This is a genomic window from Pontibacter mucosus (genome assembly GCF_003054055.1).
In the GTDB taxonomy this organism is placed as follows: Bacteria; Bacteroidota; Bacteroidia; order Cytophagales; family Hymenobacteraceae; genus Pontibacter; species Pontibacter mucosus.
Map to the genome: position 1 here is coordinate 201256 of NZ_QBKI01000010.1, position 15698 is coordinate 216953.

General features: G+C 52.2%; 6 protein-coding genes. 4 read left to right on the plus strand and 2 right to left on the minus strand.

Features of this window, described 5'->3' with window-relative positions:
• Positions 1-1992 precede the first annotated feature (1992 nt).
• From C8N40_RS23485 to C8N40_RS18330, 4 genes are all read left to right on the plus strand, one after another.
• Positions 1993-2235: a DUF4981 domain-containing protein gene (locus tag C8N40_RS23485; RefSeq protein WP_425440667.1), complete on the plus strand. Its 243-nt coding sequence runs from the start codon at positions 1993-1995 to the stop codon at positions 2233-2235.
• An 849-nt stretch (positions 2236-3084) separates the two neighbouring features.
• Positions 3085-4359 carry a Gfo/Idh/MocA family oxidoreductase gene (locus C8N40_RS18320; RefSeq protein ID WP_108213248.1) on the plus strand — a complete coding sequence of 425 codons (1275 nt, stop codon included), beginning with the start codon at positions 3085-3087 and terminating at the stop codon, positions 4357-4359.
• Positions 4360-4420: 61 nt separating this feature from the next.
• Positions 4421-7849: a 3-keto-alpha-glucoside-1,2-lyase-like domain-containing protein gene (locus C8N40_RS18325; RefSeq protein ID WP_108213249.1), complete on the plus strand. Its 3429-nt coding sequence runs from the start codon at positions 4421-4423 to the stop codon at positions 7847-7849.
• 86 nt (positions 7850-7935) lie between these two features.
• Positions 7936-9651 carry a GMC oxidoreductase gene (locus C8N40_RS18330; protein ID WP_108213250.1) on the plus strand — a complete coding sequence of 572 codons (1716 nt, stop codon included), beginning with the start codon at positions 7936-7938 and terminating at the stop codon, positions 9649-9651.
• Between the two features lie 154 nt (positions 9652-9805).
• Here the strand turns inward: C8N40_RS18330 and C8N40_RS18335 are convergent, their stop codons facing one another.
• Positions 9806-11539, minus strand: a complete 1734-nt coding sequence (locus C8N40_RS18335) for a RagB/SusD family nutrient uptake outer membrane protein (RefSeq protein WP_245905183.1) — start codon at positions 11537-11539, stop codon at positions 9806-9808.
• A gap of 71 nt (positions 11540-11610) precedes the next feature.
• Positions 11611-14967 (minus strand): SusC/RagA family TonB-linked outer membrane protein, encoded by a 3357-nt coding sequence (locus C8N40_RS18340; protein ID WP_211318142.1) that lies wholly within the window; start codon positions 14965-14967, stop codon positions 11611-11613.
• Positions 14968-15698: the final 731 nt, after the last annotated feature.

The window sequence follows — 15698 nt, forward strand, 5'->3', positions numbered from 1 at the left end:
TTACGTAAGGCATCAGGAACCTTAGAGGGGAGGAAAATTCGGGTGCCCGCTGTATTTGAGAGTATTATATATTTGATAGTGAATGAGTTATGTGGGAAGTTCGAATCCCTGCATCTCCACTTAGTAACTTATCAAGTAGCATAAAAAGCCCTTAAATCAGCGATTTAAGGGCTTTTTTGTTTTTATTCTTCTAAAGAATAAAAACTACCTGCGACTATCAGGGGCGGCTGGAGCTGAGCACTTACCGATATGCCGCGCCCGCCCGTTTTAAAGTGGCCAGTACCCCGCCGTCTATTTCATGTGTGCATGAGCAGCTTGGCTATAACAGCTTTTTATTCCTATATAAACTTTACTATATTACTGCTGCGATTTATTCTATTGCCTTTCCCCGGCCAGCAACTGCCTGAAGCTTATGAACACTACTATGGGCTTACCGATTAGAAGGGTGGGAAGTTGTGGCGGCGGGTAGAATGCTTATAGGTAGGAGAATAAGGTAGTTGGCTGGTGTAGAGCTATACTTTTTCATCTAAACCTAAAAGCCCATGCAGCTATCATCCAGCTTCCTTCTTCCGGTTATACTTCTCTTTGCTCTGGCTTTTCCTGTCCTGGCTCAGGAAGAAGGCAAGGCAGCGCTGGCAGATAGCCTGGTAGAGTATGGCCCTGTTGTCATCTCCTTTGAGAGTGAAGAAAAGGCCCTGACCTTCGACGTTTTATCTTCTGCGATGGTGGAGGAAGTAACGTGGGAGAGGGCAAATCAGCGCTTGGCCAGTGCCTCCGGGAAAGCAGCCCCTGCTTCCGTTTTTTCCAGTTCCCCGGCATTTCCGCCCCGGTGGGACGAATTAGAGAAGTTTCTGGTGGTGCGCACGCCTAAAGCAGCCTTTACCCTTGAAATCAACGGGCGCCGCACCCGGCTGGACGCGGCCGGTGTCGACGTGAAAATCCACCTTGGGCCGCTGCTGGCTGAAGAAGGTGACTCGCTGCGGCTGCGGGTTTGGGGTGACAAGGTAGCAGGTGAAGCAAGCGAGCTGGCCTCCGTTTTTTTGATAATGGCCGCACCCGGTTTTCATGTAGTGGAGACGCAGGTCAGGACCCTCATGCGCTACCCCAATTACTACAGAAGTCTTACCTGGTTCTATCTCTTCCGACTAAGAAACTACTCCTCACAAACTTTCAACACTTCTGATTACTCTGCGGAAGAGAAAGTAATGAGCCTTATAAAAGGCCAGTTGAAGGAGTATTATGTTCACGACCGCACGGGCAGCATCGGCCAATCCATACCCAAAGGGAAAACCCACTCGTTTTTTTACACCGATCACCCGGAAGTCATAGCAGGCAAGTGGACATCGGAGACGCCCTACCTGCACCTGGTTACGAATACTATCTCCTCCATCAAGTATAAGTTCTCGCAGGTCCTGGCTGAGCGGGTGGGGGTGCGCACCACGAAAGTGCAGGACCGGCAGCTACAGGTAAACGGCGTGCCTGTCCGGTTCAAGCCCGTTAGCTATACCCTCCCGGCGCTGAGCGAGGCCGCACCCAGTGCGGACCAACTGGAGACGTTTATTCGGGAGCTAAAGCAGCACCATGTCAACACAATTTTCGTATCCGGCATCCCCGCCAGCCTGGAGCTCTACCACCTGGCCGATAAGTACGGGCTCTACATCATCCAGCACCTGGCTCCGGAGGTGGGGAAAGAACCGGGGTTACAACTCAGGCTACCCTTGTCCCTTGTCCGAAAGCTCCGAAACAGGCCCTCCGTCATCGCCTGGTCCGCCGACAAAGCCCACCTCGCCCTTCTCACCGAGAGCCTCACCCACCCGGACCCTGACCGGCCGCTTATTGAAGTTACAAACGCCGATGCCATTACTAATTTGCCTTTCGCGGCCATTGATTTCAGCAAGCTTTCAGCAGAAGAACGAGCAGATCTTAAAAAGGCGAATCAGCCCTTCAGGATGGAGCTGACAAACGACAGGGGCATGAGCATCAGCAACGGCTATGATTTTGCTGCTGCACCAGGTAAAGCTGCAGTGGGAGCTGCTGGCGGGAGAGCAGGTCGTGGACAGGGGGGAGGTGACGGGCATCAGCCTGGGGCCGCGCCAGACCCAGCGCTTGAGCCTGCCGCTCAGCCCTGCGCAAAAAGGAGCTGGCAGGAGCCTGAAGGTAAGGGTAGTGCTGGAGGAGGACCTGCCTTGGGCCAGCAAAGGGCAGGAGCTTGCCCGGGAACACTTTAGCCTGTAGTACTTGAGTCTCTGCAGAGCTACCGCGTGCGTGACCATACTTGCCACGCCCTTTTATCCTTGCCGGTTCTATAAAACTACTACATGCCTGCTGCAACCCAATTTCTAAAGTATAAAAACCCACCCCTTGGAGCTGCGCTCGCTACCTGCGAACCTCCGTTCTCGGTAATCCACAGGAGTGGGAATTTCCACAGGTATAATACCACTATCGGGCTAGTTGTGCGCATCTGCCGTTATTTTGCCATCAAACCCACCCCTAGCCCCTCCAAGGAGGGGAATTCAAGCTACATGGCAGGTAGTTCCGTTGCGCATAAATGAATCCATAAGGGTATAAATCCACTACTACCAATATAAACCGCAACTAAAAATTTAGAATATTACAAGGCAGCCTTTGCTTGTGCTTTATCGCTCTAAAGTATAACTGCTTTCAAAGTATAAATCTTTGGCTTAAGAGGCAGAAAGTTAACTGAGACTGTACTCACGAAAGTCAAATAAATCTTATTTTTAAGTGCAATAGGCTTTTCTTGTAATATTTTAATCTCTATATTGAATGGCTCAAAAGTCACTTTACAGCTATCTGTAGCACAACTGGAATTGTGCAGAAAACTAATCAAACAAGAGAAGACCAACCCACACAACGCTTCCCTGACCCTATTTCACGCTAGTGGCAAAAAACTAAGATTGGTTTTCCTGCCTGAGCAGCGGCAAAGAATTTCTTACCTCCGGAGTGCTGCAGCTTATCGGGCTACGCAGCTATTGGTTTCGGATTTTACGCTTACTATTTGTTTTCACGTGGCTCCTGGCAGCCATACCACTATAAATTAGAAGTTGTATAAAATCTTCATGTTTCATGAAACCAGACAAAGAGAACCCAAGACGAGACTTTATTAAGAAGTCGGCGATGGCTTTTGCCGCATTTACCATTGTGCCCCGGTTCGTGCTAGGCGGGAAAGGCTATGTAGCCCCAAGCGACCAGCTTACCAAAGGCGTGATTGGGGTGGGAGCTATGGGGCGTAACCACTTCCCTTATGCCGACACGAGAGTAGTGGCGGTATGCGATGTAGACCGGAACCACCTAAAGAAAGCGGTGGATATGTTGGGCAAGGGCGTCAAAACCTTTACCGATTACCGGGAGCTGATTCAGATGCCGGAGGTGGATATCGTGCACATCGCCACCCCGCCGCACTGGCACGGCATTATGGCCGCGGATGCAGCCCGCGCCGGAAAGGACATCTGGTGTGAAAAGCCGATGACCCGGACCATAGGGGAGGGCAAGCGCGTGGTAGAGGCCGTGCAGCAGCATGGGCGCATCTTCCGCCTCAACACCTGGTTCCGCTTCGATGATGTTTTCTACGGCATGGGCACCACCGTAAAGCCTATCAAGAAACTGGTGGATAGTGGTTTGCTCGGCTGGCCTCTGAAAGTAACCGTTGGCCGTGGCACCGGCTACGACTGGAAATTCTACTGGGTAGGCCAGACCAACCTGGCTCCGGCACCTGTGCCGCAGGAACTTGATTACAACATGTGGCTGGGTCCTGCCCCTTATAAGCCTTACAACCCGCACCGCGTGCACGGCACCTTCCGCGGCTACTGGGACTACGATGGCGGCGGCCTCGGCGACATGGGCCAGCATTACCTGGACCCCATCCAGTACTTCCTGGGCAAAGACAATACCAGCCCTGTCTCCGTAGAGATTGATGCCCCGCAGCAACACGCAGACGCCGTAGGCACCTGGCGCAGGATAACTTATACTTATGAAGATGGCTGCCAGATCATTCTGGACGGTGAGGGCAAGGAGGAAAACATCCCTTACATCGAGGGGCCGAAAGGCAAACTCTACCCGGGCTTCCGCTCCGACATTCCAGACCTTAGAAGGAAATTAGCCGCTTTCCCTGATCCGGAGCCGCAGGTAACAGACTTTGTGCAGGCCGTGAAGAACCGCCAGAAGTTCGCCCTGAATGAGGAAAACGGCCACCGCTCCTGCACGCTGGTAAACATGGGCCTGGCTGCCCTGCGCCTGGGGCGCAACCTCAAGTTCGACCCCGTGAAGCAGGAGTTCATCAACGACGAAGGTGCCAACCGGCTGGTTTACCAACCGATGCGCTCCGACTGGACACTGGTGTAACAGTTTGGCTAAGAATTAAAAAGCATTCTTTTATAGGTTAGAATTATACTTTGCTAACATCATGAGAAAAATATCATTCGTGCTCCTGGCCTTGCTTATGCTAAGCACTGCCGTGATGGGGCAACGCAAAAATGACCAGCGAACCCTTTCCACAAAGATCGCTGACTTACTGGCAGAACTGCCGGCCCGGGACGAAAAGCACCTGGAGGCAAGTATGGCGGGAATTGCTGCCATGGGCGAGGAGGGAATCCTGCAAATGGCCAGTATGTTGTCGGAGCCCGGCAAGGGCGACAATACAAGTATAGAGTATGCGCTGGGCGGCTTCTCTTCCTACGTAATGGAGGCGGAGCGGGAGGATTGGCGGAAAATGAGTGCCAACGCCTATTGCAAAGCCCTTCAGAGCGCCGGGCATGAGGAGAACAAAGCCTTTTTGATCAGGCAGCTGCAGATGGTCGGCGACGATCAAGCCGTGGCTTGTTTGCAAGGCTACCTGGGCGATGGCCGCCTTTGCGGCCCTGCCGCCAGAGCCCTGACAAGTATAAATACCCCAGCCGCCAGCCAGGCGCTGCTGCAGGCCCTGCAGAATGCGCAGGGAGATTGCCAGCTGGCTTTGGTTGGGGCATTGGGTGATACCCGCCATGCAGCAGCCGTGCCGGCCTTAACTTCTCTGGCTAACAGCCAGGACGAGAAACTACGCAAGCTGTCTCTTTTTGCCTTGGCCAGCATCGCAGACCCGGCCGCCGAGGCCGCTCTGACCAAGGCCGCTGAAGCGGATAACTACAAGTTTGACAAAGATAACGCCGTTGCCGCCTACCTGCTGTATGCCAATCGCCTGGCAGAGAAGGGGCAGACGGATGTGGCTGCACGCCTGGCTCAGTCGATGCTGAGCAAAACTGCCGCGGATGAGCAGGTGCACACGCGCACAGCTGCCCTGAAGCTTTTAACCGACGCGCATAAAGGGCAGAGCATGCCACTTTTGGTAGACGCCGCCGGTGACCCGAATAAGGAATACCGCGCCGCTGCCCTGAAGTTTGCCGGTCCTTACCTGACAGCAGAAAACACCTCGCTGTGGGTAAACAAGCAGAAGAAAGCCGACCCGGCAGTAAAGGCAGAAATCATCACCATGCTGGGCAACAACGGTGCAAAAGGCGCCTTGCCAACAGTGGAAAAAGCCTTGAAGAGCAAAGATGCCCAGGTAAGAGTCGCTGCTATTGGTGCGGCCGGTAAATTGGGCCAGCAAGAGGCGCTGCCTTCCCTGCTGAAAGCCATGCGTAAAGGTGGTGAGCAAGAAGCCATCGCTGTTAGAAACGCCCTCCTGATCATGAAAGGAGATGGAATGACAGATAAAGTAGCGCAGGCCTTGCCGAAAATGCCCGCCGTGGCACAGGCAGAACTGTTAGCGGTATTGGGTGCCCGTGGTGAGAACAGAAAATTCCAGGAGGTGCTTCCTTATACCAAGCATAACAATACGGCCGTGCGCATGGCTGCGCTGGAGGCACTTGCCAACATGGCTACTAAAGACAACCTGCCGCAGCTGTTCACCCTGCTAAACGAAACTTCCCAGCCGGAAGAGCTTGCAGCGGTCCAAAAAGCCGTAGTAGCCGCCGTGGGCGACTATCAAAACCAGGCGGAGAAGGCAGAACTGGTGCTGCAAAAAATGAATGAGGCACCGGCAGAAAAACGGTCGGCTTACTTTAACATACTGGCAAGTATAGGAGGAGACCAGGCGCTTCAGGCTGTTGCCCAGGCCTTCCAGAATGGTGATGCCACTACAAAAACAGCTGCCTTGGCAGCGCTCTCACAGTGGTCGGATGTAAGTGCGGCAGAGGAACTGTACAATATCAGCGCGAATGCTAGCAATGCTACCTACCTGGACCAGGCATTGAAAGGCTATATCCGTGCCGTGAGCATTGCGAAATATCCTGCCGACCAAAAGGTGCTGATGCTTCGCAAGGCCATGGATGTGGCTAAAACTACAGAGCAGAAGCAGCTTATCCTCACGCAAGTAGGCAGAAACAGAACCTTCCCGGCGCTGGTGTTTGCAGGCAAGTATTTGGATGATCCTGCGTTGCAGCAACAGGCCGCCCATGCCGTGATGAACATCGCTTTGTCCAGCACGGACTTCCAGGGCAACGTGGTGCGGGAGTACCTGAACAAGACAATCCAGGTGTTGCAGGGGCCGGACAGCGAGTACCAGAAAGAATCGATGCGCAAGTTCCTGGCAGAGATGCCGCAAGGCGAGGGCTTCGTAGCGATGTTTAACGGCAAAGACCTGACCGGCTGGAAAGGCCTGGTAGAGAACCCTATCGCGCGCGCAAAAATGGATAAGAAGACGCTGGCCCAAAAACAGCAGCAGGCTGATGAGCAGATGCGCAAAAGCTGGGTTGTGGAGAATGGCGAACTGATCTTCACCGGCAAAGGCGATAACATTGCTTCTGTGAAGAAGTACAGCGACATCGAAATGTTTGTGGACTGGAAGATCTTCGACGACGGCCACAAGGAAGGCGATGCCGGTATTTACCTGAGAGGTACGCCGCAGGTGCAGATCTGGGACACTTCCCGCGTAGACGTGGGCGCACAGGTAGGTTCAGGCGGCTTGTACAACAACAAAGTCCACCCAAGCAAACCGCTGAAAGTAGCCGACAACCCGCTTGGCGAGTGGAACAACTTCCGCATCCTGATGCAGGGTGACCGGGTGACGGTATACCTGAACGGAGAACTTGTAACGGACAATGTTATCCTGGAGAACTTCTGGAACCGCGACCTGCCAATTTTCCCTGAGGAGCAGATAGAACTGCAGGCGCATGGCTCCAGGATAGCTTACCGCGATATTTACATCCGCGAAATTCCACGCCCCAAGCCATTTGAACTGAGTGCAGCCGAGAAGAAAGAAGGTTTCAAGGTGCTGTTCGACGGTACCAACATGCACAACTGGCAGGGCAACACCACCGACTACGTGATAGAGGATGGAGTGATGGTGGTGCACAAGCCCAAGTTCGGAAGCGGTGGTAACCTGTTCACGAAGGAAGAGTACAGCGATTTTGTTTTCCGTTTCGAGTTTAGGCTTACGCCTGGAGCCAATAACGGGCTTGGCGTGCGTGCCCCGCTTGAGGGCGATGCCGCCTACGAAGGGATGGAGCTGCAGATTCTGGACAACGACGCTGACATCTACAGAGATCTGGACGATCACCAGTACCATGGTTCCGTGTACGGGGTGCTTACCGCGAAGCGGGGTGCTTTAAAGCCGGTAGGAGAGTGGAACTATCAGGAAGTGATCGTGAAAGGGCCAAAGGTGAAGGTAATCCTGAATGGCACCACCATCCTGGACGGCGACATTGCCCAGGCAAGCAAGAACGGTACGCTGGACGGGAAGGACCATCCGGGGCTGAAAAGAACCAAAGGCCATATCGGCTTCCTGGGCCACGGCTCCACGGTTTGGTTCCGCAACATCCGCATCAAAGATCTGAGCAAAGACCAGAAAGTGCTATAAGTATCTTTCTGTAATGTATACCCTGAAGGCCGGCATCTAACCGGCCTTCAGTTGTTCAAAGGTTTAACATCATTTTGATAAGCAAGATGGCAAATATCAATACTTCTAAATTCGCTGACCATACCTTTGACGCCATCGTGATCGGGTCTGGGATTAGCGGCGGCTGGGCTGCCAAAGAACTATGTGACAAAGGCCTGAAAACCCTGGTGCTGGAGCGGGGAAGGAATGTGGAGCACCTGAAAGACTACCCCACGGCCACCAAGAATCCCTGGGATTTCCCGCACCGTGGGCGTTTATCGCTCGAACTAACTGAGGAAAACCCGATAGCCTCCAGGTGCTATGCTTTTAAAGAGGATGCCACCCATTTCTTTGTGAAGGATAAGGAGCACCCCTACGTGCAGGAAAAGCCCTTTGACTGGATTCGCGGTTACCAGGTAGGGGGCAAGTCGCTGATGTGGGCGCGGCAAACCCAGCGCTGGAGCAAGTATGATTTCGAGGGCCCCGCCCGCGACGGTTTTGCCGTAGATTGGCCTATTCGCTACGATGATATTGCCCCCTGGTACAGCTATGTGGAGCGTTTCGTGGGTATTAGCGGAAACAAAGATGGGGTGGACACCCTGCCGGATGGCGAGTTCCTGCCACCCTGGGAGATGAACGTGGTGGAGAAAGCCATCCGCAAGCGAATTGTAGAGAACTATAAGGAACGCCATGTGATGATTGGCCGCTGCGCCCATCTGACCAAGCCCGAGGAAATCCATCACCAGCAGGGGCGGGGGCAGTGCCAGGCCAGAACGCTGTGCCAGCGCGGTTGCCCTTATGGCGGCTACTTCTCCTCCAACTCCTCTACCTTGCCCTGGGCCGCCAAAACTGGTAACCTCACTCTGCGCCCCGACTCGGTGGTGCATTCTATACTTTATGATGAGCAGAAAGGCAAAGCCGTCGGCGTGCGCGTGGTGGATGCGCACACCAAGGAAGCAACCGAGTACTTTGCGAACATTATTTTTGTGAACGCGGCGGCGCTGAACACCAACCTTATCCTGCTCAATTCCACCTCTTCCCGCTTTCCGAACGGTTTAGGGAATGATAATGGCCTTTTAGGAAAGTATGTAGCCTTCCACAATTACAGGGGTTCGCTCTCGGCAAGTATGGAAGGGTTTGAAGACAGCTATTACTACGGCCGTCGCCCGTGCGCGGTGATGATGCCCAACTTCCGCAACGTGCACAAACAGGAAACCGACTTCCTGCGCGGTTACATGGTTTTCTATAGCGCCGGCAGAGGCAGGGCAGGCGCTGGCCCTAACGGCGAGCAACTTGGAGCAGCCTACAAGGATGCGTTGTCGGAGCCCGGAAACTGGGGCATCTATATGATGATGCAAGGGGAGACGATCCCAAAGGAGAGCAACTACGTGAGCCTGAGCACCAGCGAGAAAGATGCCTGGGGTATGCCCTTGTTGAAGGTGTCAGTCGGGTATGACGAGAATGACGAAAAATCGCTGAAGGACTTCTTGGTGCAGGGCGCGGAGATGCTTGATAAGGCTGGCTGCAAAAACATCCATACCAATGACAGCAAGCAGGCACCTGGACTCGACATCCACGAAATGGGTGGTGTCAGAATGGGTCGCGACCCGAAAACTTCGCTCCTGAACAAGTATAACCAGCTGCACGCCTGCAAAAACGTGTTCGTCACCGACGGCGCCTGCATGACCTCCACCGGTACCCAGAACCCCTCCCTCACCTACATGGCCCTGACGGCGCGTGCTGTGGATTATGCCGTGAGTGAGATGAAGAAGGGAAATCTGTAAGTATAAAAGTATAAAGCGAGACGTAACAGGATATCCTGGTCGAACGAGAAGTATAAATAAAGTATAAGTTAAAAGAAAACCCACCTGCACTCAAGCAGGTGGGTTTTCTTTTAACTTATACTTCTGAAATGAGCGGCTAAGCCGCTGACCTCAGTTAGTATCCCGGGTTCTGCGTTAAGCTAGACACACCGCCAGAAGTCTGCAGGTCTATCTGTCTCTGCGGAATAGGGAAGTAGTCATGCTTGCCAGGGATAAAATTGCCCCCTCTCACGTCTGGTAATAAAGAACCTTCATAAGAGAAGAAGGAGTTCAGCTCTTCAGCCGCTTTACCCCATCGAACCAGGTCAAAGAAACGATGTCCTTCGAGTGCCAGCTCTATCTTGCGCTCAAAGTAGATAGCCTCAAGTGCTTGTTCTTTACCTAAGCCGGCAAAATAACCATCCGGGTAAGGAGCAACGTTGTAGTTGGCAGCTGGGGTGCTGGAGAAGCCTGCCGTAGGATTGCTAGGGTTAGTATACTGGTAAACCCTGTTTTCCGGCTTAGCTGCCCTGGCACGAACCATGTTTACATAGCTCTGCGCCTGCGACAGATTCCCTAGCTGTGCCTCGGCTTCGGCGGCCATCAGCAGCACGTCTGCATAACGAATGAGCACCACGTTGATGGCTGAGCCTGGGGCCCAGGAGCTTTGGTCAGAAAACTTGTCAGCCGTAGCTTGCCAGTAAATGTGCTTCTTGGAAGAGTATGGACCGGCATAGCTTTGCAAACGAATCCATGTCTGGCCAGGGTGCGCTCCCCAATCCAGGAACGGTATACCACGGCGGCCTACAGTCCAGTCCAGGCGCGGGTCCACAGGCTGTGTGTCCGGCGTGAAGGCCTCGTTGGAAGCAATGCCTTGATCATGCTTCAACGGGGTGGCATTGTAATTATCCAGGTAAGGCAGGCCCTGGGCGTTGGTACGGTAAGAGTTAGCCAGGTCTATAGTCGGCTGGAAGAATCCGCAGCAGCGGAACGGGCTGTTGTACGGGTAGTTGAGCATCTCTCCCTGGTTGGCGTTGGCAATAGTACCTGTGCCGTCGTTGGCCACCATCTGAATGGCAAAAACCGACTCCTGGTTATTCTCATTGGCCGCATCAAAGTTGTCTTTGAATTTATCTACCAGGCCATACTTAAGGCCATTGGCGGTAACACCGGAGGTGATAACCTGATCAAAGATTCCCTTCGCCTCACCATACTTTTTCTGGTACAGGTAAGCCTTGCCCAGGTAAGCGGCTGCAGCCCATTTGTTGGCTCGGCCTACCTGTGCCTGTGTGTTGGGCAGGTTATCCATGGCAAACTGAAGGTCGGCCTCAATCTTCGGCCATATATCCACATTGTTCGGCTGGTTATAGTCAGTGACTGTCTCGTCAATCCAGGGAACCATGTTGAACATCTTCTTCAGCTCAAAGTAGTAGTGCGCGCGCAGGAAACGGGCTTCAGCTTCAATCCGCTTCTTATCTGCATCTATAATGTCCTCTGCCTTACCCAATAATTTTAATGTGGCGTTTGTACGGGATATACCTTCGTACATGGCCCGCCACTTGGTATTGAGGAAGCCGTTGCTGGGGTCGGCCGTGAAGGTGGCAATAGAGTTAATCGCCGGCTGGTCGGCGCCGTCGCTGCCCTTGTGGGCTTCCCCACCGGCCACACTGCCATATATCCAGTTGGTAGGAGCGGCCTCCCACTGGCCGCCGCCCGCGATGGCAGAACCATTACCCTGGGCATCCAAGGCGGCATAGGCGCCGATCAACAACTTTTCTACACCTGCCTGATTCGCAATAATGTCTTCACTGAGGGCTCCTAAGGCTGGTTTTTCCAGAAAGTCGTCTCCGCATGAAGTTAGTAGTTGCATAGAGCTAACTACAGCTGCTGTCATTAAGATTAATTTATATTTTTTCATGACTCTAGAAGTTATGCTCAAAACTAGAAGGATAGGTTTATGCCTGCTAAATACTGGCGCATGTTAGGGTAGTTGCCCTCGTCAATACCGAATGCGGTGGTGCCCCCGGATATTTCAGGGTCTATGCCAGAATAGTTGGTGATAGTGAACAGGTTTGCGGCCTGCACATAAATTCGCAAGCTGCCAACACCATAGTTGCTCAACAGGCTCTTAGGCAAAGTATAACCCAGCTGCACGTTCTTCGCTCTTAAGTAAGAACCGTTCTCCACATAGTAAGAGGTAGGAACGTTGGTGGTGCTGAAGGTACCTTTTGCTTCCTGTATAGGGGCTGTTGCATCGCGGTTCTCCGGGGTCCAGGAGTCGTGAAGTGCTGTTTTGCTTTTCGCACCAACGAAGTTCGGATAGAAGTCTGTCCACCATTTTACCTGGTTCCAGATGTCATTTCCCTGAGAGCCGTACAGAAACATGTTAAAGTCGAAATTCTTGTAGGTAGCCGCTATGTTCAAGCCATAGGTAAAGTCAGGGTTAGGGTTACCTAAGATAACTCTGTCGTCCGGGGTGATAATGCCATCACCGTCAGCATCCGCATAACGGAAACGGCCTATGCCAATGTCTGCCTGGTAAAGGGCATTGGCATCACCGGAGGCTTCAACGGCGCTCGCATTAGCCTGGTCGATTTCTGCCTGATCATCCCAGAAGCCTACAATCTGGTAGCCGAAGAAAGAACTCATAGGGGAGCCCACCTCGTTGCGGATAATGTTGCTGCCGTTAAAGCGACGAGACTCCAGGTCAAAGTTCTGGGCACCATTTGATACCTTCAGAATCTTGTTGTCGTAAGTTGTTAACGTACCTGTAACATCAATCCTGAAATCTGAGGACACATCTATGTGGCCTGTAATGGCTGCGTCAATGCCTTTGTTGCGCATTCTGGCGATGTTTACGAAGGGTCTGGTGGCACCACCGGCAGTTCCCGGCAGTTCAGGGTCAAACAAGAGGTCTTTGATCTCTTTGTTGTAGTAATCTAAGGTAAAGTCAATCTTACCATTGAACAGGGTCGCGTCAAAGCCTATGTTGCTGTTGATGTTGGTTTCCCATTTAGCATCCGGGTTGCCTATACGGGACTGTCTGAAACCTTCCACGATGGTGTTGTTGGTGCCGCCAATGTCGTAGTATGACAGGGCTCTATCGGAACCATAGGTTGTGAAGGCGTTGGCCGGGCTTACGTTCAACTGGTTACCCATTACGCCGTAGCCACCACGTATTTTAAGATCCGAGATCCAGCTGATGCCCTGCATAAAGTTCTCCTGGGAGATACGCCAGCCGGCGCTAGCCGCGGGGAACGTACCGTAGCGCTGGTTAGGACCAAAGCGTGAGGAACCGTCGCGGCGGATTACAAACCCGAACAGGTACTTGTCCATCAGGCTGTAGTCTAATCTGCCAATAAGAGAGAACAGCGCGTCTTCGCTCCTGCCGCTGAAATTGGTTCGTGTGCCTGCACCCGTTCCCAGTGTGGTAAAGTTCGGGTCGAAGGAGAAATATCCCTGCGTAGAACCGCCTACCTCACTCCAGTAATTGTTGTAAGCTTCGGAGCCCACCAGGACGCTAAGGTTATGCACATCGTTGAAGCTTCTCTTGTAAGCCAGCGTGTTACTCCAGGTCCAGTTGTAACCGTTGCTGGCGCTTTGGTTATACTGGTTAACGGTGTTGTTCTCACCGTTCTCGTATTCAGGGAAGGTGAAAGAGCGGTTGTTGTTATTATACATCTCGCCACCGAAAACCGTGCGTGCCGTAAAGTGGTTGAGGAAGTCTACTTCAGCGAACACATTACCGAACAGGCGGTTACCCATCGATTTGTTGTTCCTCAGCCTGTCGAGCTGTGCCACCGGGTTTCTGGCATTTCCCAGTCCGCTACCAGAGGAACCGGAGAAGTTGCCCATGATATCGTATACCGGTATAATCGGCTGCAGACGGTAAGCCATGTTTATCATGTTCTCGCCCCCACCGATTTGCGGGTTCTCAATCACAGAGTAGGCCAGGTTTTCACCCACCCGGATGTTATCGTTGAGGTTGTAGGAGCTATTGGCTCTAACAGTATAGCGCTTGAAATAGGTGTTGTTCAACACCCCTTGCTGGTCGAAATAGTTGGCAGAGAAGTAGAAGCTGCCCATCTCGCCACCACTGCTTACGGCCACATTGTGGCTTGTAATCGGGGCAGGTCTAAATATCTCCTTGTACCAGTCGGTGCCAGACTTGTTTGCCCGTGCAATACGATAGAAAGTGCTCAGTTCAGAGCTTCCTCCGGTATAAAAAGGATTGACGTTATATAAGGAAGGATCTGCTTCCGGGTCTCCTGCCATCACACCTGTTCTGGTAACACCTGGCCCTGAAACCAAATAATCCGGTAGCACAGGGCTTGCGCCAGAGCCGTATATAGGGCTTTCCGGAGCAACGCCACCATTTCTGGCTACCAGCCAGTTCAACTCCGCCATTTCCTGCGGGTTGGCCAGGTTCCAGGGGTTGTCACCAGACGGACGCTGTGTGCCGTAGTAGCCATCATATGTTACCGACACTTTCCCTTTGCCTTTCTTGGTGGTGATGATGATTACACCGTTGGCTGCACGCGCACCGTAGATGGAAGCCGAGCCGGCGTCCTTCAGCACCTGCATGGTCTCCACATCGTTGGGGTTCAGGTCCCTGATGTTTTCCGTTGGAACGCCATCCACCACAAAAAGCGGCGTGTTATTGCCGAACGTGTTGAAACCACGTATCCTGATTTGCTGCGACTGCCCAGGCTGGCCTGAACCGAGAACGGTAACACCGGATGCGCGGCCCTGCAGCATGCTCGAAACCTGCGCCTCCGGCTGCTTGGTCATTTCTGATACGTTTACCACAGCTACGGCGCCTGTCAGGTCTTTTTTCTCCTGTACCGCGTAGCCTGTTACCACTACCTCCTGCAATGCCCGCGCGTCTGTGGCAAGGATTACATTGATGGTGCTTTGATTGTTGATCGGAACCTCCTGGCTTTTATACCCCAAAAATGAAACAACTAGGGTGGTGCCTCCGGAAGGTACATTTAAGGTGAAGTTACCGTTCGCATCGGTGGCTGTGCCCACCGTGGTGCCTTTTACCACTACAGAGGCACCCGGAATGGCTTCTCCTTCCTCTCCCGTCACTTTTCCTCTTACTTCTGTGGTCTGCCTTGTGGCGCCGCTAAGCATGTTGGGCTCCACCATGAAGTTGGTGTTTGCTGCATATCCTGGAAGCGGGCTTTGCAGGGCGCAGACAGCTGCGAACACAATAGCCCAATCTTTCTTGCAGGATAAAATCTTTGCATGTCTGCCCAATGGAGGAAGCCATGCCCCGGAATATTTCTGTTTCATAAAAAATAGGTTAGGTGAGATGTGATTTTTGCTTTCAGAAAAGACGGAAGGTGCTATGTGCACCTTTCACGTAGGTGCCTGGAAAAGGAAAAGCAGCCAGGAAGCATCTTAGGATTTTTAAGTACACATTTTACATAGGCATTAGTCTATAACTGAGTAATCAATCATTAAAATATGTGTAAAAAAAGATAAAAAGCAAGGATAGGTATGCTGTTATACTTTAATTTTTTAAAAAAGTATATCAAAGTATAATAATCTAAGTGAATGTCACCTATTAGATGGATAAGTGTGATTGATAATCAGTGTTTTGTGTAAAATCGGCTGAAAGGCCTTTTAAATCGCTGTTTTTCTAAGTATGGGGCATTTTCCAGATAAAAACTCTGTGTTTATACTTTAATGTGAGTGGTTACTTATTTTTAGTGAAGGTAAAATGTTTTTGGGAACTATACATATTTATTATATTGTGTGGCTTAAAACACTTGGCTGTGTTCACCCATCCTCCATCTGACGAAGCCCTTCGGGTCAGGCTCAGAAAGTAATGTTGTTTTTCTGTGTATATCATAGGAGAAGTGATATTTGAGCAGAGGATGGTAAGCTTTAAAGTCAAAGAGACGAAACACTTAATTGCTGATATAAATGGATAGGCGCTCGGTTGTAAAAGGACTGTTGCTATTTGCCGGAGGCGTGGCGGTGCTGCCCTCCTGCGTGCTGGAGGAGGGCAAGGCCTCCAT